Genomic DNA, 25,235 nt, shown 5'->3' on the forward strand with positions numbered 1-25,235 from the left:
GCCGTCACTTCGACTTTCCATGAATCGCCCCTTGATTGCCCTCTTCCTTTCGCTTGTCGCCACTTGCTTGAGCGCGGCGGAACGTCCCAACATCGTGCTCGTTCTCGCGGACGACCTCGGCTATTCCGACCTCGGCTGCTACGGGGGAGAAATCCAGACCCCCACCCTCGACTCCCTCGCCGAGGGCGGATTGCGCTACACCCAGTTCTACAATACCGGACGCTGCTGGCCCTCGCGAGCCGCCTTGATGACCGGCTACTACGCCCAACAGGTCGGCATGGATCCCAAGCTTAAAACCGACTGGCCAAGCTGGACTCAATTCCTGCCCAACCGCCTCCGCCAAGCCGGCTACCGCAACTACCTGAGCGGCAAGTGGCACCTACGTCGACTCGCCTCCTCCGCAGAGTACGCTTGGGATCGTTCCTACCAGCTCGCCGACCACGACCGCTTCTTCAGCCCGCAAGACCACTACCTCGACGCTCAACAGCTCCCCCCCGTCGGCCGCGAGGAGGGCCGCTACACCACCGTCGACACCACCCAGTATGCCATCGACTTTCTCGAGGAACACCAACGCGACCACGCCGACAGCCCCTTCTTTCTCTACCTTGCCTACACCGCTCCGCACTTCCCGCTGCACGCCAAAGCAAAAGATATCGCCAAGTACGAAGGACGCTACAGCGAAGGTTGGGACAAGCTGCGCTGGGAGAGGCAAGCCCGGCTCGAAAAGCTCGGAATTTACCAAGGTCCGCTCGCCCGCCGACAAGAGAACACCATTGCCCCCTGGAGCCTCAGCCAAACGCAGCTAGAAGAGCAGATCGATCCCGGCGAACTCGGAACCGCGCCCGCCTGGGATTCCCTCACACCCGAGCAAAAGGCTTACCAGGCGAGCAAAATGGAAGTGCACGCCGCCATGGTCGACCGGCTCGACCAAGAGCTCGCTCGCCTCGTCGCGTACCTCAAAGCCAACCGAAAATTCGAAAACACTCTCTTTCTCTTCCTCTCCGACAACGGGGCTACCGCGGAACAGATCAACCGCGGCGATCGCCACCTCCCCGGCGCAGCATCCGGCAGCGCCGACAGCTACCTCGCCCTCGGCCCCGGCTGGTCCACCGCCGCCAACACCCCCTTTTCCCTGCACAAGCATTGGAACCACGAAGGCGGCATCTCCAGCCCCTTCATCGTTCACTGGCCCCAGAGCATCGCCGCAAACGGAGAACTCCGCCGCACTCCCGCCCATATCGTCGACATCGTTCCCACCCTTCTCGATATCGCCGGCATCGCTCCAGAATTGCCTCGTTTCGGCAAGAACCTCCCCCCACTTGACGAAGCTCCGCCCCTGCCCGGACTCAGTCTCACTCCCACCTTTGCCCACGATCCCGAATGGGAGCCTCGCGGCCTATACTTCCACCACGCCGGCAATCGAGCTTATCGGCGCGGCGAATGGAAGATCGTCATGCGACGCGAAGATCAAACGCACTGGGCACTCTACCACCTCACCAACGATCGTGCGGAACGTAACAATCTAGCTGATACACATCCCGATAAGCTCGCCCAGCTCGTCGCCCTGTGGGAGAAGGAGGAACTCCAGTACCGAATCGACGCCAGTCGCTAAGCCCCTGTCTCAAGCAAAGCATTCATAGAACCTCAGCAAAGGAAAAGATTACGCTCATACTTGTTTTTTGGATACGTATATGTGGCTTCCCTAGAGTTAAGCAAAAACCCTAATTTTGTAATAAAGTAGTTCAAGCAGACACCGATCTAAGCCCCGTCGCTGCGAATACCGCACCGACCAAATTCAAAAAGATGTCTACTATGGGAACTCAGCTAAGAAGAGTCGCGTTCGCGGCTCTCCTCTTCAGTCTGGCTTCTCTCACCCGCTTGGTCGCAGAAACCTTCGTATCCACGGACGGAACCGTCTACGAAGGCAGCATCGACTACGCGAACGAGAGGGAAGTCACGATCAAAACCAGTGATGGCGGATACGCCACCACTGCCATCGCCGACCTCGAGTCCGAGAGCGCTTCCACAGTCCAAAGATGGATGGAAGCCAATCCCGACTTAAGCGGCGTTTACACGGTATGGGACACCAAGCCCAGCGTCGTCCGCAGTCGCACCGCAGTCACGCCGCCCCAGCTCGCCGCGCCTGGTTTCAAGGGACTCGTCAGCTTGCACGTGATTCTCGACGAAACCGGCAAGGTCAGTCGGGCCGCGGTCTCCAAGTCCACTCACGACGACCTCGAAGAAGCCGCCATCGACGCCATGCGAAAATGGTCGTTCAAGCCCGCCCAAGTGGCTGGCAAGAACGTGAAGGCCCACATCGCCATCAGCTTCAAGTTCGAGGCTTAGATCTCACACCACATCCAGTTGAAAGCAAAAAAGGGAGGGCTCTTCACCGGGCTCTCCCTTTTAGAGCCTGTATCCCATTACTCGATACAGGACCCACCGCAGCCGAACAAATCAAACGGGGAACGCTAGTGTTCTGTCACAGGCCGAATTTCGCATGCGACCTAGCGCTGAAGCGCGGCGCTACGTTTGACGCATGACACGTCACTAATCGATCTCAAGGTTAGCAATTCGCCAACGCTTTTTCTGGTAGACCACCCGCGCCTTAAATTCAGCCGTAACCCCTGCAAGCGTCTCGATCCCTCCCTCCAGACGGACGCTGGTCACCCCCAGCACCTCGCGGATTTCATAGCCATAAAGATCGCTGGAAATGGAAACGTAGTTGGAGAGCAGTTCCCCTTGGCGACGATACAGCAACTGCGTATCGTACTCGGCTCGACGGGCATTCGTGTAGAAGTCCTTGAGCAAGCCCGCCCCGCGGCGAGCGTCGTTCTCCATCCCTGCTTGCATGAAATGGTCCAAGGCATTGATCGCTTGATTCACCACGTCAGCCTCGGCATCCGCTCGCGAGGAGGGCAGGAACAGAGGAAGGAGCAAGCTGAGCAAGGAAACGCGGAGAATTCGGACACGGCTCATGGACAAGTGGGACGAAGAACGAGTGGCTCGCCAAAACGCGAAACGCTAAAAAACAGTAAAGCACGCCATCCCCGCCAAGCCTAGCCCAAAGAGGAAGCTTCAGGGAATCCCTCAGGTTTTCCGTCAAGCTAGAGCTCCAACGCATCGCACCGCCTTCCAGCATGCCAACGGCCGCGAAGAGCCCCCTGCTCGCAAGCGCTGGAGCTGAAGCGAACTATTCGACGCCCTAATAATTACTCTTTTGTATTTTATTCACTGTATTAGAGGGCGGGCCTCTCCAGAGTGGGCGACATGGTTACAGATCTGTCCACTTCCAAGCTGCCCAAGCTCATCCAAGGCGGCATGGGCATCGCAATTTCCGGCTGGAAGCTCGCACGAGCGGTCGCCAGCCGCGGCCAGATGGGCGTGGTTTCCGGCACCGCCATCGATCGTGTGGTAGCCTGCCGCCTGCAGGAAGGCGACCAAGACGGCACCATCCGCCAAGCGGCCGCAGCCTTTCCCGACGGAGCCTTAGCCACTCGCGTCCTCGAGCGATGGTTCAAGCCGGAGGGCCTTGAACGCCCCGGAGCCTACAAGCCCGTCCCCCTCTTCAGCGTCAGTCCCCCCAAGCCCCTCCTCGAACTCGCTACCTTTGCTTCCTTCTGCGAAGTATGGCTCGCCAAGCGCAACGTCCGCGGGCCGGTGGGAATCAATCTCTTGGAAAAGATCCAAGCCCCCACGCTCCCCATTCTCTACGGAGCACTGCTTGCCGGCGTCGATACAGTCCTCATGGGAGCGGGAATCCCCCGTGAAATCCCAGGCCTCATCGATCAACTCTGCGCCCACGAACCTTGCGCCCTGAAGCTCAACGTGGAAAACGGAGACGACGTGGAGATACCCTTCGACCCCAGTCTCGTGGAGGGCGCGCTGCCCGTGCTGAAGCGACCTCAATTTCTCGCGATCGTGAGCTCGCACGTGCTCGCCATCTCCCTGTCCCGCAGCGGCGGGGTGGACGGGTTTATCGTGGAAGGGCCCATCGCAGGCGGCCACAACGCCGCCCCACGCGGCTGGAAAGTGGAGAGCGGCGACACGCCACGCTACGGACCGAAAGACGAAATCAACCTCGAACGCATCAAGTCCTTGGGCCTCCCCTTCTGGCTGGCAGGCGGACAAGACGCTCCCCACTCCATCGCGGAAGCCGAAGCCCTCGGAGCCCAAGGGGTTCAAGTCGGTACCGCTTTCGCCTTCTGCTCGGAATCCGGCATGGAGCCAAGCCTTCGGCACCGGGCGATCGCGTACGCCCTCGCTGAGGACCTGCAAACAAAAACGGAAGGCCGCGGTTCCCCCACCGGCTATCCCTTCAAAACCCTCAACCTCAGCGGTACCGAGGGCGGCCGAGCCCCCGAAGACCGCGAACGCCAAAGCTGCAACCACGGCTACCTTCGCAGCGCCTATCGAAAGGCGGACGGCAGCATCGGCTGGCGCTGCGCCGCAGAACCGGAAGCCGACTACCTGCGAAAGGGAGGCAAGCTCGCTGACTGCGTCGGACGACGCTGCCTTTGCAACGGACTCTTGGCGACCGCTGGATTCCCGCATGCCATGAAAGGGGGCGGCATCGAATACCCGCTGGTGACTTCCGGCATCATGCGAGACCTGCACCGCTTCCTCAAAGGCAAGTCCGACTACGACGCCAGCGACGTGCTCGACGAGCTGGGCATCGAAGCGGAATTCCCAACGCGAGAAGCCGCCTTCGTCCACTGAGCAACCGTTGCCGCCCACGATATGGGCAAAAGCGCGGCCCGCCTTTTGGCTGGTCATCGAGCCGGGCTCTGGTGTGTCATCGGAAATGCCCATTCGATTCCTGACCTTCTTGTGCTCCTGCCTCGCGGCATACCTTACTCTGGCACCCACGCCCTCCAGCTTCGGGCGACCTTCCTCCAAGAAAGCGGAAGAGAAAGCGTTCTTGGAATCGAATAGAGCCAAGCCAGAGATCCACTCTACGAAATCCGGACTGCAATACCAGTTGCTGCGAAAGGGGGAAGGTAGCGAGTTCCCCAATTGGCGCAGCACCGTGAGCATTCACCTCAAGGGAAGCTTGATAGACGGAACGGTATTCGAAAACACCTTACAGCGCGAGACACCTGTTTCTACCAAGCTAGACAAGCTCATCCCTGGATGTCGCGAGGCCATCAAATTGATGAACGTGGGCGACAAGTACCGTTTCTACGTTCCCAGCAAGCTTGGCTACGGAAGGACCCAGCAAGGAGACATACCACCCTATTCCGTTCTCGTCTTCGAGATCGAGCTCTACGAGATCAAACGGAGATAGTCCCCTAGGACCTTCGTATCTGTAAAATAGATACAACTCCAGCCAACAACACCAAAGGCAAGCAGCTCAGCAACAGGACGGACCAGCCAAAACGGTATAGGAACCAACCCGCCGAGAGGGCGACCACAGCTTGGCATCCAAACACCGCAAAGTCGTTGGCGGCCTGAGCCTTGTAGCGTTCATTTCCAGCGTAGGCCCGCGGCAACAAGGCTGTACCGCTGGCAAAAAGGAAATTCCATCCAACGCCCAGCAAAATCAAAGCGCCCCAAAAGTGCGCCAGTTCCTGCCCCTGCAAGCCAACGAGCAATACCACTCCATAGGCCAAGCTGCCTGCGAGCATCAGCTTGCCCGGGCCAAAACGCTTCATCAACCAACCGGAGAACAAGCTGGGCAGAAACATGGAAAGGATGTGAGCTTGGATCACGCGCTTGGTATCCGCTAAGCCGAATCCGCATATCTCGTGCATCGTGATGGGCGTGGCCGTCATGATAAAACTCATAACCGCGTAGCTCAATGCCGCAGCCCCCGCAGCGAGCAAGAAAGCGGGCGACCGAACGATGCTTGCCAGCGGCCGGTCCGTCGTCACCGCTTCTTCCCTGAGCCGCCGTGGCTCCTTGAAAAAGGAGAACAAGAAGATCGCCACGCAAAGCAGGCCGCCCGACAAAGCGAACGAGCCCGCGAAGCCGAAAGGAGCCGGTAGAAGGTCTCGTCCGGAAGCTCCAATTTCAGGACCCAGAAAGGCCGCGAGCAGGCCACCGGTCATGAATGCGGAAATCGCCGGCCCGTAGTTGGCCGGATCCTGCACGCTCTCCAAGGCAGCAAATCGGAACTGCTGCCCAAAAGCGGTCGCCACCCCCATGCAATAGGACGAGGCCAGAAGAAAGGGGAAGGACGCGTCACGGGCCGCATGAAACCCCAAGCCGCATGCCAGCAAGCCACAGGCGAATCCCACGTAGCCACCCTTCTTGCGCCCTAGCCGCTTCATGACATAGGCGACCGGAACCGTCGCCGAAGCCGTTCCTACTACCACCAGGGCGATCGGGAAAGTAACCAACGACTCGTCCGGCGCTATGTCCGCTGCCAGCAAGCTGCTGACTAGGATCATCATGGGAACCATGCTCATGGCCAAAGACTGGCTGGCCGCCAGAATCCAAACATTGGCCGGCAAGGACTTGAGAGCGCTGAGATTCATCGCCTCCGAAACAATCCAGGGCCCGACGCGACTGCGAGGACGAATCCTCGCAGCCGCCATTAATTGCTCCAAGGCAGCTTCGGCTTCGTCCGAAGAAAGCAAAAATCGAGGGACGATTGGCTTTCGTCACTGCGTTCGACGCCGCATCGGCCGCGTTGCACGAGCGCGACGAGCCCAAGGAATTATCGAAATTCCGGTTGCAAAAACCTAATTCCTACATATGTAGGATATTATGTATGTTAGAGCCATTATCTTGGGCTGCTTCCTATTCGCCATCGCTTTGGCCGGGGAACAAGCCCGGCTGAGGTTCACCCAAGCCAAGCTCGACGCCGAGCACTACCAGGACAGCCCCCTCAGTATCCACACGGCCGGTACGATCATAAAGTACACCGCCCATGCGGAGTTCGAGTTCCCCCTCGATTCCGCTCTTTTCGCCGCCTACGAGAACAGCTACTCGCCTAGGCTCGTCCGCTACCTGACCTATCATCACGGCAGCGTCATTCCCTTTTGGGAGACCCCACCCGAGCTGCGCTTCGAGCTGGACATGCTCACCCAGCTGCTCACCAAGCAGCGCTCCTTCACCGTGGTAAACAACTTCACGGGTGTACGCCATACTCGCTTCCAAATTCTCCCCGAGAGCGAACGCTATCTATTCGCCTACGCCTTCGAAGACGGGACGATCTTTTACGAGGAGGAGAAGTGGGATTCGCGACTTGGCCCCCAACTCATACTGGTCAACACAACCGACTACAGCTTACCATCCCTCGAAATCGGGTTAGACACGATTTGCCTTTGTAAACAGCGAATCCGACAGGTCTCAACGGAGCAACTTTCCATGAACCTCGATCGCGCACAACCTGACCTGTCCATCGAGTTCCTCCGCCTCATGGCAAATCCCGACACCACCGTCTATTGAGCGACCCCTGTCTTCCCCGCACGCCAGACTTGCCGGCATGGTATCGCTTTGCTGCAATCTCAGACGTGAGCCCTTCAGCCAACGATACTCAGCCCTCTACCCCGAGAAACCGACTCCCCATTCTCATCATCGCCCTCTGCACCATCGTAGTCGGCTTGCTTTCGAGGAAGTATCCCATAGCAGGAAACTACCCCGGCGATGCGCTGTGGGCCACCCTCGTATTTTTCATTTGGATACTAATTTTCCCCAAGATCTCCCTAAAGATCCATTTCGTCCTTGCGATGGCAACTTCGCTCTGCGTGGAGTTCAGCCAATTATACCATGCTCCATGGATAAACAGCTTGCGGCAAACGGTCCTCGGAAAGCTGGTTCTCGGATCCGGCTTCGATCCAATCGACCTGATCGCTTACCTATGCGGTTGCCTACTGGGAGTCGTTATCGCAAGCCGCCTGCCGCACCGGTAGAAAACACCCTAGATCGGCCCCACCAAAGCGTAAGGATTCTCCTCCAGCAACCGAACCGCAGCCGCCCACAAAGCCTTCAAATCCATAACATAGGCCTCAGCCTTAAAAACCTTGCCCTTCACATATGACTGCGGCGGCAAGCTAGGAACCACCCTCTCGTACCATTGCTCCAACCCATCGAAACCATGGCAGCGATAGACTTGTCTGCGAGAACCTCCATCCCAGTCCAACAAGGTATATTCGAGATTCCCTCCCAACACATAAGGCACCCCCACCGATTCCTCGACCGCATGAATCGTCGTATTGCGACGCAAACTACAGCCGAGCATCAATAGTTTTCCTCCCATCTGCGGCAACAAGGAAAACGGGCTGTTCTCGCCACAAGGTGTTGTATCCTGATGATGGCGACGCGTGAGCTCATGCGACAGCGGTCCGATGCAGCAAACCGAGTGAGTCGGATGCAAACTGCGGTGGCTCGCAAATTCCCTGCGGAACACTTCAGGTACGATACCCACGTTCGACGCGGTACGACGCACGTCGAACACCGGCTGCTCACGCGTCACGTTCAAGTAGCTCAATCCCGGAAAGCACAAGGTTCCCGAGGGCCCAAGGCAGTCGAGCAAAGCTTCAATCACCGTATTCGGACCGGCCTCCAATCGAACGCCCAGACTGCTCAGGGAGGAGTGAACCAACAAAGCATCACCCTCTTCGATACCCAAGGCTGCAAAGGTTTTCGACAAGTCGCTCATTCCCTCCATTGGAAAACCATCATCCGCCCCCTTCAGAACATCGACAAGCGGAAAACCCTTAGATTCGCTCCCCTCCGTTTCGGAAAAGTCCGTTCATGCTATAGGAAGAGTCGCTTCTTTCTTTCCCGATAAGGCGGGTGCGTGGAAACTGGGTCGCCCCCCAATACCATGAAACGAATTCCCAGCCTCTTCGTTCGCTTATTCGTCCTGACGACCGCGACTCTCAATTTCGCCGATGCGAAAACTCCCGTTCCCGAGGGAGGCATCAGCCTCATTCCCGCCAATCCCCTGGCCAGCAACTTTTGGCCGGGCAGCTTCAACGGCAGCCCCGTAGCCTCTTCCGAGATCGTCGACGTAAACCACCCCGACTTTAACCAAGCGCTGCGCGTCACCGTATCCAACCCTGCAGGACAATACTGGAATGGCGCCTTGCAAATCAACAGCACCGCTGACGTGGCCCAAGGCGATATCCTTTTCGTGCGCGTGTTCTTCCGCTCTATAGAGTCAAAGGACGAGTCCGGCGTGGGATTCGCCACCATCTTTCCACAAGGCCCGCAATCGGCAGGATACCCCAAATACCTCGAACGCGAAATCACAGCTGGCCAGGATTGGGTTGAATACATGTTCCCCTTCGAAATGTCGGAGGGGCGACCCGCTGGTTCTCTTTCCCTTCAGATCGGCGCCGGAGCTGGATCGAAAACACAGATCTGGGAAGTCGGCGGAATTGAATTTCTCAATTTCAAGAACACCCTCGCTGTCGGCGACCTGCCCATGACCCGCCCCAGCTACGCGGGTCGCGACCCAGACGCACCTTGGCGCAGCGCCGCAGCAGCTCGCATCGAGCAGTACCGCAAAGGAAACTTTTCCATCCAAGTTCTGGATACAAATGGGAACCCCGTTCCGGACGCGAACGTTCGCGTGGAGTTCGTCCGCCATGCCTACCATTTCGGCTCGGTCATCGTAGCTAGTCGCATTTTCAGCGATTCAGCTGACAACGTAACCTATCGCGAAAAGTTCCTCGATCTCTTCAATCAAAGCGGTCCGGAAAACGACTTCAAATGGGGACCCTGGGCCGGCGAATGGGGAAATAGCTTCAACGCCCAGCAAACCCTCGACGCCATGCGATGGCTACAGGAACGCAACATCTACACCCGCGGGCACGTCATGGTCTGGCCCTCCAAGCGCAACCTGCCCAACCTCATCCAACGCTATCTCCCCGAGGGAGACCCCGCCAGCGCCGACCCTGCAGCCAAGCAAATCGTGCTCGACCACATCGACGACGTCGCCAGCCGCAGCGAGCCGGTTATCGACGAGTGGGACGTGCTCAACGAGCCCTACGACAATTTCTACCTCATGGAAGCCTTCGGCGACCAAGTCATGCTCGACTGGTTCCACCGCGCCCGCAGCCACCTCCCACAACAAGGCCTCTACCTCAACGACTACAGCATCCTATCCGGAGGAGGACGCGACTTCGCCCACCAAAAGCACTTCGAGGATACCATAGCGTATCTGGTTTCCAACGACGCCCCGATCACGGGCATCGGCATGCAAGGGCACTTCAGCTCCTCACCCACCGGCATCGAGCTCGTCTACAGCATCCTGCAACGCTATCACAACGCCTTTCCCAAACTCGACATTCGCGTGACCGAATTCGACGTCAGCACCGACGACGAGGACATGCAGGCCGACTACACGCGCGACTTCCTTACCATCATGTTCAGCCACCCCGCCACCGTCGGAGTCCAAGCATGGGGCTTCTGGGAAAACGCTCACTGGCGACCCTCCGCCGCCATGTACACCGCGGATTGGCGAGAAAAGCCGAATGCTGTGGCCTGGCGCCAGATCACTCAAGAAACCTGGTGGAACGACTTTGCCGGAGCCACCGACGCAAACGGATCGTTCTCCGCTCGCGGATTTTATGGCGACTATCAAGTCACCGTAACCCATGGCGACACGGTGAAGCAATTCCCTCTCCCCCTCAGGAAAGACGGGGCCCGCATTGCGCAGCTCTACTTAGGCAGCCCCCAACCAGCCAAGCCAAACGCCATCCGTATTGGCGGCCCCGCAAGCCAACCTGTAGTTGAATTTCCAGACACCGACAACGGTAGCTACTACTTGGAGAAGTCGTCGGATCTAAAGAGCTGGAAACCGCTCCACAAAATCAAGGAGCTCTCGCCGGAGGTCCTCTATAGCATGCCGCTCGACGCGGAAGGCGCCATCTTCTATCGAACCTCGTCAGATTGAGTAAAGTCCTCGACGCACTTCAGAGTTGAGCCCTCCCCAAAAAGCCTTTTGCATTTCCCGAGTCCTAACCAACACTTAATCCTAACCTCTAGAAACAATGGATCCTAAGACTCGCGGCATCGTAGCCTACATCACTATCATCGGCTGGGTCATCGCCCTCGTCACCAACAACCCGAAAGACGAGCAAACCTCCTTCCACCTACGCCAGATGCTCGGCATCATCCTGATCAGCGTCGCCGCCAGCATCTTGGCCGCGATTCCCCTGCTCGGCTTGCTGATTTGGCCGGTCGGCATGATCGCCGCCTTCATCTTCTGGGTTATCGGACTGATCAGCGCTATCGAGGGCTCGCGCAAGCAGGTTCCCTTCGTCGGCGAGTACTTCCAAGATTGGTTCAAGAGCCTCTAATCCCTGCATCAAACCCATTTTCCTGAAGCCCGCAAACGCCCCAGCGTTGCGGGTTTTTTGGATACAACCGGCTCGCCCGCAAATCACAAACACCTTCCCCCAAGACCGACACCCATTCTTTACCCGTTTTTCAACAATCCGGGTTGCGAGAATCGCAGTTTCGCAACACGCTACGCATCAGTACATTCCACCCTCCCTAGTCTAAACTAAACCAAGCAAAGATCCATACCATGGCCCAAGAAGAAGAAGCATCCACCAGCGTCGCCTCGGAAGTCGCTGAATCCACCTCGGAATTCCTCGGAGTCGACCTCAACGCTATCGGCGAAAAGATCACCGAAACCGTTTCCCTCTACGGACTCAGCATTCTCGCTGCGATCGTTATTTTCGTAGTCGGACGCTTCCTCGCGAACCTCGTCACCAAGGGGCTGCGAGGCGTTATGGAGAAGCGAAACATTGACGCTTCTCTCGTCGGATTCGCCACCGGTCTCACCCACGCCCTCCTGATGACCTTCGTCATCATCGCCGCCCTCAGCCGCATCGGCATCCAGACGACCTCCCTCGTGGCAATCATCGGTGCCGCCGGACTCGCAGTGGGACTCGCTTTGCAAGGCTCCCTTTCCAACTTCGCCGCCGGCGTCCTCATCATCATCTTCAAGCCCTATCGCGTCGGCGACTACGTGGTGGCCAGCGGAGCGGAAGGCGTCGTGGAAGACATCGGCATCTTCACCACCACGGTCGTCACCCTCGACCACCGCACCCAAATCATCCCCAACTCCGTGGCAACCAGCGGCGTCATCGAAAACTACACCAAGAAAGGTATCCGTCGCCTGGATATCGTGCCGGGAGTCAGCTACGGCGACGACATTCGCAAAGTGAAGAAAGTGCTCGAGGAGATCATCGCTGCCGAACCGCGCGTGCTGGCCGAACCAAAGCCTTTTGTAGGAGTTGCGGAAATGGCCGACAGCTCCGTCAACTTCGCCTTCCGCCCCTGGGTCAAAGTCGAAGACTACTGGGACCTCTTCTTCCACTTCAACGAGCAGATCAAAATTCGCTTCGACGAAGAAGACATCACCATCCCATTCCCGCAACGCGACGTTCACCTCTTCCAAGAGAAGTAGGCGAAGCTTCAGCAAAAACTTTCGCACCACGCGGACGCGGGCCTCGGCCCCGTCCGCGTTCCTATTCCACCCCGGGCGGCGGGTCCTCTCCGAAGACGCCAGGGTGGGACGGCCGCTCCGCGGGCGTCAGATTTGAACCAATCCAAACCTGAGCTGCGCAAGCTCGCTAATAGCTCCCTTCGCCTCCGCTTATACCGGCACTCTCGGGCAATAGAACGCGGGACCGCCCGTTAGTTTAAGTGAACATCGTAAACGCCTATGAAAACGAAACTACTTAAACGAATCGCCACCCTCGCCTTGGCCACAGCAACCACCTTTGCCAGCGCCGCCAGCCTCGAGATCACAGGAAACGACACCATGCGTTTCGACAAAGCCGAGCTCGAGACGAACGCAGGCCAAGAAACGACCGTCACGTTCAAGAACGTCGGCTCCCTCCCCAAAGCGGCCATGGGACATAACTTCGTCGTGCTCAAGCCCGGCACCGACCTGGCTGGCTTCGGAAACGCCGCGATAGCCGCTGCAGGCAACGAGTACATTCCCACCGAGGAGCCGTTCGCCTCCCAAGTCGTGGCCTACACCAAGGTGCTCGGTCCCGGGGAGAGCGAGACCATCAACTTCACGATAACAGAACCGGGCAAGTATCCGTTCATCTGCTCGTTTCCCGGACACTGGGCCATCATGCAAGGCGTGCTGCATGTGAAGTGAGGCTACACGATTGCCCGAGCTTTCCACAGTTCTCCTGATCGTCGACACCGGCCTGCTCGTTCTGATCTGGATCGTGCAGGCCGTCATCTACCCGAGCTTCCGCTCAGTGGAAGCAAATGCCTTCAAAGCATGGCACCGCGACTATACGCGAAAAATGGGATACATCGCTGCCCCTCTCATGATCGCTCAACTCGTCGCCACTTCCTTTCAAGTCCTGCAAAATTACCGGGAGCCGCTCGCCGTCATCCACTTCGCATTGGCAGTTAGCTCATGGGTAGCCACTTTTGCCCTTTCCGTTCCCTTGCACGATAAATTGCAAACCCACGGAAACCTGAGCGAGATCATTTCTAGGCTCGTATCCACAAATTGGATCCGTACCATCCTCTGGACCCTTACCTTCGCTGTCAGCCTCGGCCAGCTCCTGGCGACATGAGAATACACCCCGCCCTATCTCAAACCCGCCACCGCCCCTGGCCCCTTCCCGAACGCCCTTGGCTGCTGCAGCAGGTTTGGCGCGACTTGCTGTTCCTGCACTGGGAGATGGACGTCAAGGACCTACGCCCGCTCATCCCCGCATCCTTGGATATCGATACCTTCGATGGAAAAGCGTGGATCGCCGTGGTACCCTTCTCCATGCAAGGGGTCGCTCCAAGAGCCTGCCCCAAGCCAAAATCTGTGAGCGACTTTCCGGAGATCAACATCCGCACCTACGTCGTCAAAGACGGCATGCCCGGAGTATGGTTCTTCAGCTTGGACATTCCGAATCGTCTTCCCGTCTGGATCGCCCGTCGCTTCTTCCACCTTCCTTACTTCCTAGCGGACATGACCGTCCAGCATCGGAACAATCACACCTACTACCGCTCCGATCGCCGCGACCGCAGCTTCGAAGCCAGCTTCCACGGACTGCAAACGCACCAGGCAGTCTCCGGCAGTTTCGAGACTTGGGCCTCCGAACGCTACTGCTTCTACGCCCAAAGCGACAAAGGAAAGCTCTACCGAGCCGAAGTTCAACACCCGCAGTGGCCCCTCATGACAGCCCAGTGCGAGATCCATAAAAACAGCATGCTCGACGCCTTTCCCGTGGGGGAGCAGCATTCGAGCATTCTATACAGCAAAAGCCTCCCCGTCGTGGCTTGGCTGCCACAACGGATCGGCTAAAGTATCGACATTTCAACTACTTGAGGTAGCTGCAAACGTATTGACAGGTATCCGCCACATCGATGGTGAAGCCGGAGTTGGCTCCCACCTCGAAATAAGACCCGGCCTCGTAGGTCTTGGATTCCGTTTCGCCGTCGAGCGTCACCACGCAAGAACCACTTGGGATGTCCATGCGTTCGGCAGCAACCGTATCGAAATGAAACTTTCCACCGAGAATGACTCCTAGGGTCTTCTTGTCGCCCTCAGCGGTGAGGATGGTGTGGGAAACGACCTTCCCGTCGAAATAGATGTTGGCTTCAGCCAGTGCAGTTACGTTTTCAAATTGCATCCGGCCTGCATCAGGCATCGCCCCGACTTTGGCAAGGAAGAACGTAGCGCGGCGCTTCCGACCCGACCAAAGAAGAAGGCGGCTCGCGCCTAATACGAGCCGCCTATGGCGGATGGGGTGAACTAGAAAACTATCCTACCAAACCTATGCCTGGCTCAACTTCAGGGCCCGGATCTTGCGGATGTTGATTTGGATCAAAATCGAGCAAATCAGGGCGAAGACGAAGAAGCCGGCAAAAATCTGCAGCGTCTGCTCGTAGCTACCCGTGGTCTCCCGGACGCGAGCTGCGATCAACGGGCCAACCAGTCCCGCAGCAGCCCACGCCGTTAAGATGTTACCATGGATCGCCGAGAGGCGCTTGGTTCCAAAGACGTCCCCGATGTAAGCAGGAATCGATGCGAAGCCGCCCCCGTAACACGTGAGGATCAAGAAGACGACCGCTTGGAACAAGAAGGAGCTCGTAGTCTTGGGCAGCACGAAAAAGGCTACGATCTGGATCACGAAGAACGCAGTATAAGTCATCGGACGCCCGATGATGTCCGAGAAGGAGGCCCAAGAGATACGGCCGATCCCGTTGAAAAGTCCCATCAAGCCGACCATGGTGGCCGCCGCCGCTGGCGTGAGCCCGGCGATTTCCTGAGACATGGGAGAGGCCACCGAGATCACCGCGATACCGCAAGTGATGTTGATGAACAACATAATCCACAGATAGTAGAAACGAATCGTTCCCAAGGCTTCGATAGAGCTGACCTGCGCCAAATCCTCTGTCCTCTTGACCTTGCCCGACGCCTTCGCCGCGCTGAAGCCCTCCGGCTCCCACCCTTCTGGAGGAGGAGCCAAATACTGGGCAGAGGCCATCATGATCACGAAGTAACTGCACCCGAGGGCGTAGAAAGTCGCGGCAATTCCAAAGTGAGTGATGAGGAACTGGATCAAGCTACTCGCGAGCAGAGCGCCGAAACCAAAGCCCATGATGGCGAGCCCGGTTGCGAGGCCACGACGGTCGGGGAACCATTTCACTAGGGTAGAGACCGGGCATATATAACCCACACCCAAGCCGATACCCGCGATCGCTCCGTATCCAAGGTAGAATACATAGAGCTGGTTCATGGACACGCCCAAACCTGCGATCAACAAGCCGGAGCTGTAGAAAGCGGCTGAGAGCATGCCGCTTTTACGTGGCCCCATTCGCTCGACCATGGGACCGAGAAAAGCCGCGGACAGACCTAAAAACAGAATTGCGATACTGAAGGCCCAGGCTGTCTGCGTCGGCTCCCAGCCGAGCTCTGCGAGCAATGGTTTCTTGAATACGCTATACGCGTAAACCGCTCCAATCGATACGTGAACGCCAACCGCCGAAGCGGCGATCAGCCAACGATTCTTTATCTTTTTCATCTCTCAAAGGGTGGGTCGGGTTCTCCGAACACGACTGTTAACTAAATTGCCGTCACTCCATGCCGGGCGAAGATCGAGCGAGCCCTATCCACTTCTTCCGCAGTCGGCTCCTTCGTTTCCGCCAGTTTGTACGGCATGTTCAGCTGCTTGTACTTGCTTTCCCCCATTTTGTGGAAAGGGAGAATTTCAACCTTGGCGACATTCCCAAGGCTCGAGACAAAACGGGCCAGCCCGTCGATGTTGTCCTCCGCGTCGTTGAGACCGGGAACCAAAACGAAACGTATCCAAACGTCGATACCGAGCGAGTCGAGACGCTCCGCAAAGGCGAGCGTCGGACTCAACTCCACCCCGGTAACATTCTTGTAGGTCGAGGGATCGTAGCTCTTGATGTCGAGCAAAACGAGGTCGACATTCTCCAGCAACGCATCCGTCGCCTTGTATCCAAGAAACCCGGACGTATCAAGAGCGGTGTGCAAGCCCGCCTCCTTCGCTCCACGAAAGATCGCGTGGATAAAGTCAGGCTGCATCAAGGGCTCGCCGCCACTGATGGTAAGCCCTCCACGCTTGATGAAGTTCTTGTACTTGACGATGTCGGCCAAAGCCTCCCCTGCCGTCGCGACCTTGCCCGCAGGTTTCCCTTGGGCGTCAGGATTGTGGCAGTATTGGCAACGAAGCGGACAACCGTGCAGGAAGAGAACGTAGCGAAGGCCGGGGCCATCTACGGTGCCGCATGTCTCCACGGAGTGGATATGACCCTGCGTTTGCAGCATCTCCTCCGTAGAGAGAGCGACCTCCGGCTCTGCGATTGCGATAGACATGGGACAGTTCTCCTCACGCCCGTTTGGGCAGCTCATAGGAGTTCGTGGAACGTCCGATTAATCACGTCGAGCTGTTGCTCGCGAGTGAGTTTAATGAAGTTCACCGCGTATCCGGAAACCCGGATCGTGAGCTGCGGATACTTCTCGGGATGCTCCATGGCGTCGAGCAAGGTTTCCTTCTCGAAGACGTTCACGTTGATATGGTGTCCCATTTCCGCGAAGTAGCCGTCGAGCAAGTTGCTCAAGTTCGCCACCCGATCCGCTTCGGTTTTGCCGAGAGCCTTGGGAACGATGGAGAAGGTATAGGAAATACCGTCTTGGGAATGCTCGTAAGGCAGCTTGGCGACCGATGCCATGGAAGCGACCGCTCCCTTGGTATCGCGACCGTGCATGGGATTGGCCCCAGGAGCGAAGGGCTCGCCTGCCTTGCGTCCGTCCGGAGTGTTGCCCGTCTTTTGACCGTAAACTACATTGGAAGTGATGGTCAAAACCGACTGCGTGGGAACGGAGTTACGGTAGGTGGGTTGGGCCCGCACCTTGTCCATAAAGGTTTCGACAAGCTGGTTGGCGATGGAGTCAACCGCGTCGTCGTTGTTGCCGTACTTCGGATAGTCGCCGATCACCTCGTAGTCGACCGCGATGCCCGCTTCGTTGCGGATGACCTTTACCTTCGCATGCTTTACAGCGGAGAAGGAGTCGGCCGCAACGGAGAGACCCGCGATGCCGCAAGCCATGGTCCGGAAAACGACGCGGTCGTGCAGCGCCATCATGATGTTTTCCGGAGAGTACTTGTCGTGCATGTAGTGGATGATGTTGAGGGCCTTGACGTAAGTCTTGGCGAGCCAGTCCATCATCTTGTCGAAACGCTCGACCAGGTCGTCGTACTCGAGGTAGTCGCCCTTGAAGGGCTCGCTGGCAGGAGCTACTTGCTTGCTGCTCTTTTCGTCAACGCCACCGTTGATCGCGTAGAGAATGGCTTTGGCGAGGTTTGCCCGAGCTCCGAAAAACTGCATCTGCTTGCCGATCCGCATAGCGGAAACACAGCAGGCAATGCCGTAGTCGTCTCCCCAATACGGACGCATCAAGTCGTCGTTTTCGTACTGGATGGAGCTAGTCTCGATAGAAACCTTGGAGCAGTAGTCCTTGAAGCCTTGCGGCAGGTTTTCCGACCAAAGCACGGTGAGGTTCGGTTCAGGCGCTGGGCCGAGATTGTAGAGCGTTTGCAGAACCCGGAAGCTGCTCTTGGTTACCAGCGTGCGGCCGTCCTCGCCCATGCCGCCAATGCTTTCGGTCACCCAAGTTGGGTCGCCCGAGAAAAGAGCATCGTAGTCGGTGGTACGGATGAAACGCACGATGCGCATCTTCATGACCAAGTGGTCGATGATTTCCTGAGCTTCTTCTTCGTTGAGCACGCCTTCCGCAAAGTCCCGTTCGAAGTAGATATCGAAGAAAGTCGCGGTCCGGCCGAAAGACATGGCCGCCCCGTTTTGGTCCTTCACCGCGCCGAGGTAGGCGAAGTAGGTCCACTGCACCGCTTCGCGAGCGTTTTGGGCTGGCTTGGAAATGTCGAAGCCGTAAGCGGCCGCCATGGTCTTGAGGTCCTTGAGAGCCTGGATTTGGTCTTGGATCTCTTCGCGTTCCCGTACCCAATCTTCATTGAAGTCGTCGTTGTCAGAAGATTTGAATACGGAGACCTTGTCGGCGATCAAACGATCGACGCCGTAAAGCGCCACCCGGCGGTAGTCGCCGATGATACGTCCGCGGCCGTAGCCGTCTGGAAGACCGGTTACGATGCCCGCGCTGCGGGCCTTGCGAATCTCTTCGGTGTAGCAGGCGAAGACGCCGTCGTTGTGCGTCTTGCGGTGCTTTTGGAAAATTTCCAGCGTGGAGGGGTCCATGTCCCGGCCGTGCGCTTGCAGCGCCTTTTGGGCGATGCGGTAGCCGCCGTAAGGAAGCAAGGCCCGCTTGAGAGGCTTGTCGGTTTGCACGCCAACCACTTGCTCGAGATCCTTGTTGATGTAGCCCGCGCCGTGGGACGCTACCGTTCCAACCACCTTGTCGTCGGCATCGAGCACACCACCCGCCTTGCGCTCGGCTTCGAGCAAAACCTTCAGCTCGTCCCAAAGCTTTTCCGTGCGGACCGTGGGTCCAGATAGAAAAGAGTAGTCTTCTTCGTAAGGCTTGTAGTTGGCTTGGATAAAGCCGCGTACGTCAATGTCAGCTTGCCAGTCGCCCGGCTTGAATCCTCTCCATGGATGGGAGCCAGACGCGTCGGCGTTTTCGGTTTCGGTTTCCTGTTTTTCGATGATAGGCACTGCTATTTAATCTCCTGAGACGAAACGTCGCCCCGACTCGGAGCGCGCGTTGATTAGACATTAGATCAATTTATACGGCGAAGTTGGTATAAATATTGGCCCTTATCGACGAAAAAACTACCTTTAGGTAATTAATTACATTTTCTTATAAGATCGAGCGCCTCTTCGAATTGGAATGACGCAGCCTTGAAACCGGGGGGCGGTCGCTCCGCGGGCGGAGACTCTGCCGACGCTACGCTGCTGCGGCTTCCCTGCGGAGGGAGCGCTCCACGAAAAAGGGAGCTAGCGGCACGAGGGAGGCCACGAAGAAGATCGCGACTCGCTTGAATGCCCAGCCGAGCTTGACGGCCGCCAGGGCAAGGAAACCGACGTACAGCATGAAGAGCAGGCCGTGCACCCAGCCGACATAGGTTACCGCAGCCGGCATATCCGCAAGGTACTTCAGCGGCATCGCGATGCCGAACAAGATTACCGTAGAAACGCCCTCCCAAAAGGCGACGCGACAAAACCACTGCAGGCAGGACTCGTTGTTCATGCCCCCACAAAAAACGGGCATTCCCGCTTGGCAAGCACTACCGGATGAGGAGCTCCCACTATCGAGCCGGAGCGCTCCAGAGATCGGCTTCCACCGCGTGAACCTTGCTTGCGGCACGAGGCGAAGATGGAAAGCTCCCCGACATGGGGCTACGAGCTTGGGCTTCGGCCGCCGATCCGCTGCCGATGAGCTCCTGCAATTCCGCAACCGCCTTGCTGACCACGTTTGCCTGGTAGCGCAGGCCCTGCGTCGAACTCGCAGTCTCCTCCGCTACGGCAGCGTTCTGCTGCGTCACGTCGTCGATTTCGAAAACCGAATTTCTCAGCTGCCCAATCCCAACGTACTGCTGGCTGCTCGCATCCGCTACTTGAGCCGCAAGGGAGTCGACTTCGCGATTTACCTCTACGATCGCATCCAGGCTCTTCATAACTCGCTCGGTCAGCTGCACTCCTTGCTCGGTTTTCGCGATAGCGTTCTCGATCTTGCTGGTCGTTTCGCTGGCCGCCTTGGCGCTGCGCTGCGCCAAGGATCTCACCTCGTCCGCCACCACGGCAAAACCAGCGCCCGACTCTCCTGCCCGAGCCGCTTCGACCGCAGCATTGAGGGCCAAAATATTCGTTTGGAAGGCGATCTCGTCGATCGTCTTGATGATCTCCGCCACCGCGTCGCTGCTCTCCTTGATGCCAATCATCGCTTGGCTCATGAGCTTCATGTCCTGGGCCCCTTGGTCCGCAGCGTCACGGGCCGAGCCGGTCAACTCGTTGGCTTGCTTGGCATGGGCAGTGTTCTTTTCGATCATGCTCGCCATTTCCTCGAGGGCGCTACTGGTCTCCTCCAGACTCGCTGCTTGCTTGCTGGCGCCGTCAGCCAGGCCTTGGCTGGAGCTGGCGATGTGCTCCGCGTCGTTCAATACCAGCTTGGAGCTGCTCGCCAATTCGTTGGCGATACCCCGCAAGGTCGTGCTAAAAATCGACTTCACATAAGCCATCGCCCCTAGGGAAAGCAAGGTGCCCACGAAACCGATCCCCAGGACCTTGTAGATCGCTTGCTTTGCCGCTTCGCTCGCCACGTCGCCGTCCGCCCCGCTGGCGATCCAATGCTGGGCTTGAGTTCCGAGATCATGGATCAAATAGACGGCCGCCGCCGCCAAGGCCCCTGCGGAAACCATGACAAAGGCAAATCCAAGAATGACTTTAAGATTGGGCGAGAGAGATTTCATGCGATTGCGGGGATGCCAAAAGGTACTCAATAGGTAACGGTACCGAGAGCTCCGCATAAACGCGCGCCTCACGCTTTAAAGAATGTTTACCCTCGCCTAGGGAACTCACCCGAAAGCCGAGCTCCGGAAATCCCTTCAGCTCGCAAGCATCGGAAAAGCCGCACGGCACTTGAAGGTCAGGACACCACCTTCGCCGCCCTACCGTAGCCACCCAGATTGTGGGCGTTCGGGTAGCCGGCCGCCCTCAGCTGGCTCACCGCAGCCGCCGAGCGAGCTCCGCTGGCGCAATGGCAAAGCAGCACCGTGCCCTTGTCGGGAAACCTTTGGGCCACCGCTCGGGAGATTCCGTTCAAAGGAATATTCACCGCGCCCGGCAACGAGCCGCCCGCGAATTCCTGGGGGCTGCGAACGTCCAGCACGACCGCCCCCTTGCCGAGCTCCGCCTTCGCCTCCTCCAGCGTAATCTGCCCTCTGCGCTTCAACAGGAACACAGCTGCGAGTAGCGCCAAAAGAAGGATCCATAGGTAATCCAGCATCTCGGACGTTTAGCAGCCTTCCTCCAAGATATCGATGCGATCTTCCTTGTTCGGCACCATACAGAGAAATTCGAACCCAGTTACGGCATCCGCCTTGTACCAATGAGGAACGCCTTGCGGAATGAAGACGACATCGCCTTCCTTCACTTGGTAGACCTCGTCGCCGATACCCACCTCCGCAGCCCCCTTGAGGATATACTGCTCGTGCTCCACCGTGTTCGTATGCCGCGGCATGCCGCCACCCGGCTTCATCACGAACCTGCGCAAGGCGAAGTTCGGGGCATCCCCAGGCCCGATCAATACCGACCGGCTCGTTCCCTCCCCCGCGCCGACCGGCTCGAGAGCGAAAGATTCTGAACTCTTTACGATGACTTGGTTCTTGGGATCCATGTGCTGCAAAACCTCAGTTGCTGTGATGTCTTTGCCCGCAGAAAAGCAGGCGTTTTCCAATCAAACATCCAGAACGGACGAATGCAACGCTGGCTTGCAGCAAATCAAAGCCGCTCGGTTTCCGGGGCACGCGTATTCAGCCTTCCCTTACGCAACTCGCAGAAATCGCAAGCATCGGAAATCGAGCTAATTCCAAAGCGGCAAACGTTCTTCCAACGCCTTGGCATTCGACGTTTCCCGAGCTGGGCGAATATCGAGCTGATCGACAAACTCGCTCCGTATCCGCGTTTTGCCTACACTCGGCTCGCCCGGGCTTGAAAATTTCTGCCCAAGCCGATCCTCGATCATCTCCAAGGTGTTCATCAGGCTGCTTGACAATTGGTTAAGCTCGCCCGAATCGCTCTCGGTACGCTCCGCGTTCGAAGCGGCAAGCTGAGTTACCTTGTCGATCTCGCCGACTGCCTGAGAGATCTGCTGAATCCCGCTGCTTTGCTGGAGCGAGGAAGTCGCAATTTCGCCAACCAACCGATCCACTTCACAGGTCCGCTGGTAGATATCGTTGAGCCGCTCGGCGACCGATTGACTGATCTCGCCTCCGCGGTGGCTGCTCGCTACCGCGTCCTGGACCTGCTTGGCCGTCTCTTGCGCAGCCTTGGCGCTTCTCTGAGCGAGATTGCGAACTTCATCCGCCACGACCGCAAACCCCGATCCCGCTTCTCCTGCTCGTGCAGCCTCAACCGCTGCGTTCAAGGCAAGTATGTTGGTCTGGAAAGCGATCTCGTCGATGGTCTTCAAGATCGTAGCAATGCTGTCGCTCGACTTGCGGATATCATCCATGGCACGCGTCAAAGTCTTCACTTCGGCCGCTCCTTGCTCCGAGATTTGGCGCGCTCGCGAAGCATGCTCGTTCGCTTCTTGGGCATGGGCAGCATTTCCTTTCGTAGCAGCGGACAACTCCTCCAGGGAAGCGCTGGTTTCCTCGATCGAGGCAGCTTGGCGGCTCGCCCCTTGAGCGAGCTCGCGAGCCGAAATGCTGAGTTCGCTCGTCTGCCTTCCCACCGAACCGGCGATCTCGCTTAAGTGCCCAGCAATAATTCCCTGGGCTCCAACGAAAGCGCGGTACCTGCCCGCAACGAAAGTTGCCGGCAAACCGATCACAACGACAAATACCGCATGCACGACGACGATTCCAAATCCCGCGTCATAGTTGAAGATGCTGCTGGGAAGCACGAAAAAGAAGGCGATGTGATGCAGGGCAGTCGTCACCGAGGCGGCCAGTATGGACGCCCGCGACCCCAATCCGATCAGAGCAGCCAAGGCTACGAAAATGTGGAAGTGCATCTCTATCATGCCTCGGCTCAAATGGATCAAAAGAGCTGACAGCGAGGTCGCGGCAATGCCGATGGAAAGCGGTACCAGCATGGACCGCGGACTGGCCTTGAAAAGCAAGATGGGACCCGCGCAAATGGCCAGAGTAAGGAACAGCGCCAAGACCATGCCCGTCTCGAAATGCCAGGCCATCCCCAGCATCACCGGCAAGTGCCCAGCCAAGGCCCAAAGGGCGAGCTTGTGCACGCGTTCGTCAAACTGGTTTTCAAATTGAGTGTCTCTGTTCATATCAAAAATCGTTACTTCCAGCCAAAGGGGTCGAGGACTGACTTCAGCCGCTCGGAAGTCGGGCAGCCATAAACCGGACGGCTGAGCACGAAACCGCCCGCGGCGAGGCGGGATGCCGTCCTCAAGTCCTGAAACCCAGCGTCTCCTCGAAAAGCTCCGTCAAAGTAGGCTCCGCTGTAGGAGGGTTCAGACCCACCTTTGACAACTTGGAAAAACGGTACCCCTTCCGATCCGAAATCCGCGCAAAGCTGCTCGCCCTCGACGGTAGCCACAAGGTATCCCTGCCTCCGCAAGCGCTCGGCCGCTTCGCTCCCACCACCGACCAAGGTCACTTCTTCAGCGAAGGCTTCGGACGGCCCCCGATCCACCAAGTAGTCGATCACGCTTCGAGAACACGCGCAGTCCTCGGCTAAAACGTGCACGATCGTCCATTGTTCTTCCCCGCTGGAGGACACCTGCAAGCTCTCCTTGGCCACAGGCAATACCGCGCGATGGGCAGCTGAAAAGAGACCGAGCGGAACCGAAATGGCGCCCGTCCATAAAACGAACCCCACGAGCAGTCCCCAACGCGGGACGCGCCTCGCAGCGGTCGCTACCCCCGTGGAAATCGGGGCTTTTCCTTTGGACAAAGTGGTGTTCATAACCTGCACACTGTAATCGGCCGCTGCCGATAGACCTTAATTCAAGAACTGTTCAGCAATAATACCTCATCGCCCCCTGCATCGCCTGCAATATCCGAAATAGTTCAAAAACAACGCACTGCCGAAAATTTGTTCAAAAGCACTTCAAACCTTATAATCCGAGGAATTCCTCTGTCTAATAAAGGTTCACCCCTTGCCCAAAACCGTCCCCGAGGAGGGTGAAGCAACTCGCAACAATCTAGTCGACGCGCAACAATCCCCACCTCTACGGTCTAAGAAAAACGTGAAAGTACCAGCTATCCTCATCGCCAGCGCCCTGCTCGCCCTTCTCCCGCAAACGCTCCTCGCCAAGAAAAAGGACCGCGCCGAAATTCCCGCCACCAACCTCGCGGTCTACCTGCTCAAGCAGCTCAACGAGCGCGAGCAGGAAGCCTACGATCGCTACGAGTCCGCCGTCGCCGCAGAGGACGTCGACCAGGTGCGCCGCGAGCTGCAGTCTATTATAGATGGCTACGAAAAGCTGATCTCCGATTCCCCGAACTACGCTCCCGCCTACACCTCCTTCGGCCTCATGCTCAGCCGCACCGGCAACCGAGACGAAGCCAACGCCATGTTCCTGAAGTCCGACCAGCTGGATCCCATGCAGCCAGTCGTGAAGAACCAGCTCGGCAACTACATGGCCGAGGAAGGCAAGTACACCGAAGCCTACGGATTCTACATGCTGGCCCGCGACCTCGCGCCCGAAGAGCCGCTCTACCATCTCCAGCTCGGCAACCTACTGGTCGCGTACCGCAAGTACTTCCTCGCCGACGGGCTCTTCGCCCCAACGGAAATCGACGACCAAATCATCGGCCATTTCCGCTCCGCCACCCGCCGCGCTCCCAAAGACATTTCCTACAAGATGCGCTACGCCCAGGCCTTCTTCGACATAGAGAACCCAAACTGGGAAACCGCTCTCGGCGTCTGGCAAGAGCTCTACAAAGCGGCTGGCTCCGAATACGAGCAACAAGTCGTGCGGCTCTACACCGCCCGCGTGCGCTACGAGCTCGGACACCATACCGCTGCCCGCAAGCTGATAAGCCAGCTCGACCACCCCAGCCTCGACGAATCGAAGCAAACCCTGCTAGACGAAATCAACGCAAAGTATCCACAATAAGGATACTGGAGGGACCGGTTCCACCCCGTCCGCGATCTTCCTTCCA

26 protein-coding genes are annotated in these 25,235 nt (G+C 57.8%); 13 read left to right on the forward strand and 13 right to left on the reverse strand.

Annotated features, from left to right (window positions below; all coding sequences use genetic code 11):
* The first annotated feature begins 19 nt into the window (after positions 1 to 19).
* Positions 20 to 1,612, forward strand: a complete 1,593-nt coding sequence (locus IEN85_RS05300) for an arylsulfatase (protein WP_191616024.1) — start codon at positions 20 to 22, stop codon at positions 1,610 to 1,612.
* Between the two features lie 191 nt (positions 1,613 to 1,803).
* Positions 1,804 to 2,346, forward strand: a complete 543-nt coding sequence (locus tag IEN85_RS05305) for an energy transducer TonB (RefSeq protein ID WP_191616025.1) — start codon at positions 1,804 to 1,806, stop codon at positions 2,344 to 2,346.
* Between the two features lie 204 nt (positions 2,347 to 2,550).
* Here the strand turns inward: IEN85_RS05305 and IEN85_RS05310 are convergent, their stop codons facing one another.
* A complete protein-coding gene (locus tag IEN85_RS05310; protein WP_191616026.1) occupies positions 2,551 to 2,979 on the reverse strand; it encodes a hypothetical protein in 429 nt (142 codons plus the stop codon).
* A gap of 291 nt (positions 2,980 to 3,270) precedes the next feature.
* Between IEN85_RS05310 and IEN85_RS05315 the strand changes: the two genes are divergently transcribed.
* Positions 3,271 to 4,719 carry a nitronate monooxygenase gene (locus IEN85_RS05315; protein ID WP_191616027.1) on the forward strand — a complete coding sequence of 483 codons (1,449 nt, stop codon included), beginning with the start codon at positions 3,271 to 3,273 and terminating at the stop codon, positions 4,717 to 4,719.
* An 85-nt stretch (positions 4,720 to 4,804) separates the two neighbouring features.
* Complete coding sequence (locus IEN85_RS05320; RefSeq protein WP_191616028.1) at positions 4,805 to 5,287, forward strand: FKBP-type peptidyl-prolyl cis-trans isomerase; 483 nt, start codon at positions 4,805 to 4,807, stop codon at positions 5,285 to 5,287.
* A 4-nt stretch (positions 5,288 to 5,291) separates the two neighbouring features.
* Here IEN85_RS05320 and IEN85_RS05325 read toward each other — a convergent pair whose 3' ends face one another.
* On the reverse strand, positions 5,292 to 6,479 hold the full coding sequence (locus IEN85_RS05325; protein WP_191616029.1) for an MFS transporter: 1,188 nt from the start codon (positions 6,477 to 6,479) through the stop codon (positions 5,292 to 5,294).
* 232 nt (positions 6,480 to 6,711) lie between these two features.
* On the opposite strand from IEN85_RS05325, the gene IEN85_RS05330 reads away from it, so the two are divergent.
* Together IEN85_RS05330 and IEN85_RS05335 are read left to right on the forward strand one after the other, a co-directional pair.
* Positions 6,712 to 7,395: a hypothetical protein gene (locus IEN85_RS05330; protein ID WP_191616030.1), complete on the forward strand. Its 684-nt coding sequence runs from the start codon at positions 6,712 to 6,714 to the stop codon at positions 7,393 to 7,395.
* A gap of 65 nt (positions 7,396 to 7,460) precedes the next feature.
* Positions 7,461 to 7,859, forward strand: a complete 399-nt coding sequence (locus tag IEN85_RS05335; protein WP_191616185.1) for a ribosomal maturation YjgA family protein — start codon at positions 7,461 to 7,463, stop codon at positions 7,857 to 7,859.
* An 8-nt stretch (positions 7,860 to 7,867) separates the two neighbouring features.
* Here IEN85_RS05335 and IEN85_RS05340 read toward each other — a convergent pair whose 3' ends face one another.
* Complete coding sequence (locus IEN85_RS05340) at positions 7,868 to 8,608, reverse strand: AAC(3) family N-acetyltransferase (RefSeq protein ID WP_191616031.1); 741 nt, start codon at positions 8,606 to 8,608, stop codon at positions 7,868 to 7,870.
* 168 nt (positions 8,609 to 8,776) lie between these two features.
* Between IEN85_RS05340 and IEN85_RS05345 the strand changes: the two genes are divergently transcribed.
* The 6 genes from IEN85_RS05345 to IEN85_RS05370 all read left to right on the forward strand — a co-directional run bounded on the left by IEN85_RS05345 (position 8,777) and on the right by IEN85_RS05370 (position 14,239).
* Positions 8,777 to 10,852, forward strand: a complete 2,076-nt coding sequence (locus IEN85_RS05345; RefSeq protein ID WP_191616032.1) for an endo-1,4-beta-xylanase — start codon at positions 8,777 to 8,779, stop codon at positions 10,850 to 10,852.
* Positions 10,853 to 10,949: 97 nt separating this feature from the next.
* Entirely contained in the window at positions 10,950 to 11,258 is a 309-nt protein-coding gene (locus IEN85_RS05350) for a DUF4870 domain-containing protein (RefSeq protein WP_191616033.1), read from the forward strand.
* 230 nt (positions 11,259 to 11,488) lie between these two features.
* Positions 11,489 to 12,376 carry a mechanosensitive ion channel family protein gene (locus IEN85_RS05355; RefSeq protein ID WP_191616034.1) on the forward strand — a complete coding sequence of 296 codons (888 nt, stop codon included), beginning with the start codon at positions 11,489 to 11,491 and terminating at the stop codon, positions 12,374 to 12,376.
* 258 nt (positions 12,377 to 12,634) lie between these two features.
* A complete protein-coding gene (locus IEN85_RS05360; RefSeq protein WP_191616035.1) occupies positions 12,635 to 13,081 on the forward strand; it encodes a plastocyanin/azurin family copper-binding protein in 447 nt (148 codons plus the stop codon).
* Between the two features lie 10 nt (positions 13,082 to 13,091).
* The gene (locus IEN85_RS05365; protein WP_191616036.1) at positions 13,092 to 13,514 is read left to right on the forward strand and encodes a hypothetical protein; all 423 of its coding nucleotides are present in this window, start codon (positions 13,092 to 13,094) and stop codon (positions 13,512 to 13,514) included.
* Complete coding sequence (locus IEN85_RS05370; RefSeq protein ID WP_191616037.1) at positions 13,511 to 14,239, forward strand: YqjF family protein; 729 nt, start codon at positions 13,511 to 13,513, stop codon at positions 14,237 to 14,239. The genes IEN85_RS05365 and IEN85_RS05370 overlap by 4 nt, the downstream gene beginning before the upstream one ends.
* A 16-nt stretch (positions 14,240 to 14,255) precedes the next feature.
* Here IEN85_RS05370 and ppnP read toward each other — a convergent pair whose 3' ends face one another.
* The 10 genes from ppnP to IEN85_RS05420 form a co-directional block, all read right to left on the reverse strand.
* Positions 14,256 to 14,567 (reverse strand): pyrimidine/purine nucleoside phosphorylase, encoded by a 312-nt coding sequence (ppnP, locus tag IEN85_RS05375; protein WP_191616038.1) that lies wholly within the window; start codon positions 14,565 to 14,567, stop codon positions 14,256 to 14,258.
* 144 nt (positions 14,568 to 14,711) lie between these two features.
* The gene (locus tag IEN85_RS05380) at positions 14,712 to 15,962 is read right to left on the reverse strand and encodes an L-lactate MFS transporter (protein ID WP_191616039.1); all 1,251 of its coding nucleotides are present in this window, start codon (positions 15,960 to 15,962) and stop codon (positions 14,712 to 14,714) included.
* A gap of 41 nt (positions 15,963 to 16,003) precedes the next feature.
* Positions 16,004 to 16,780, reverse strand: a complete 777-nt coding sequence (pflA, locus tag IEN85_RS05385) for a pyruvate formate-lyase-activating protein (RefSeq protein WP_191616040.1) — start codon at positions 16,778 to 16,780, stop codon at positions 16,004 to 16,006.
* A 32-nt stretch (positions 16,781 to 16,812) separates the two neighbouring features.
* A complete protein-coding gene (gene pflB, locus IEN85_RS05390; protein ID WP_343222445.1) occupies positions 16,813 to 19,089 on the reverse strand; it encodes a formate C-acetyltransferase in 2,277 nt (758 codons plus the stop codon).
* Between the two features lie 238 nt (positions 19,090 to 19,327).
* Entirely contained in the window at positions 19,328 to 19,630 is a 303-nt protein-coding gene (locus tag IEN85_RS05395; RefSeq protein ID WP_191616042.1) for a DUF3817 domain-containing protein, read from the reverse strand.
* A 58-nt stretch (positions 19,631 to 19,688) separates the two neighbouring features.
* On the reverse strand, positions 19,689 to 20,849 hold the full coding sequence (locus tag IEN85_RS05400; RefSeq protein ID WP_191616043.1) for a methyl-accepting chemotaxis protein: 1,161 nt from the start codon (positions 20,847 to 20,849) through the stop codon (positions 19,689 to 19,691).
* A 176-nt stretch (positions 20,850 to 21,025) separates the two neighbouring features.
* Entirely contained in the window at positions 21,026 to 21,358 is a 333-nt protein-coding gene (locus tag IEN85_RS05405) for a rhodanese-like domain-containing protein (RefSeq protein WP_191616044.1), read from the reverse strand.
* Between the two features lie 36 nt (positions 21,359 to 21,394).
* A complete protein-coding gene (locus tag IEN85_RS05410; protein ID WP_191616045.1) occupies positions 21,395 to 21,775 on the reverse strand; it encodes a cupin domain-containing protein in 381 nt (126 codons plus the stop codon).
* 186 nt (positions 21,776 to 21,961) lie between these two features.
* The gene (locus IEN85_RS05415) at positions 21,962 to 23,392 is read right to left on the reverse strand and encodes a methyl-accepting chemotaxis protein (RefSeq protein ID WP_191616046.1); all 1,431 of its coding nucleotides are present in this window, start codon (positions 23,390 to 23,392) and stop codon (positions 21,962 to 21,964) included.
* Between the two features lie 11 nt (positions 23,393 to 23,403).
* Positions 23,404 to 24,033 (reverse strand): hypothetical protein, encoded by a 630-nt coding sequence (locus IEN85_RS05420; RefSeq protein ID WP_191616047.1) that lies wholly within the window; start codon positions 24,031 to 24,033, stop codon positions 23,404 to 23,406.
* A 283-nt stretch (positions 24,034 to 24,316) separates the two neighbouring features.
* On the opposite strand from IEN85_RS05420, the gene IEN85_RS05425 reads away from it, so the two are divergent.
* Positions 24,317 to 25,189 (forward strand): tetratricopeptide repeat protein, encoded by an 873-nt coding sequence (locus tag IEN85_RS05425; RefSeq protein ID WP_191616048.1) that lies wholly within the window; start codon positions 24,317 to 24,319, stop codon positions 25,187 to 25,189.
* Positions 25,190 to 25,235 lie beyond the last annotated feature (46 nt).

Origin of the sequence: Pelagicoccus enzymogenes (assembly GCF_014803405.1) — a bacterium.
In the GTDB taxonomy this organism is placed as follows: Bacteria; Verrucomicrobiota; Verrucomicrobiia; order Opitutales; family Opitutaceae; genus Pelagicoccus; species Pelagicoccus enzymogenes.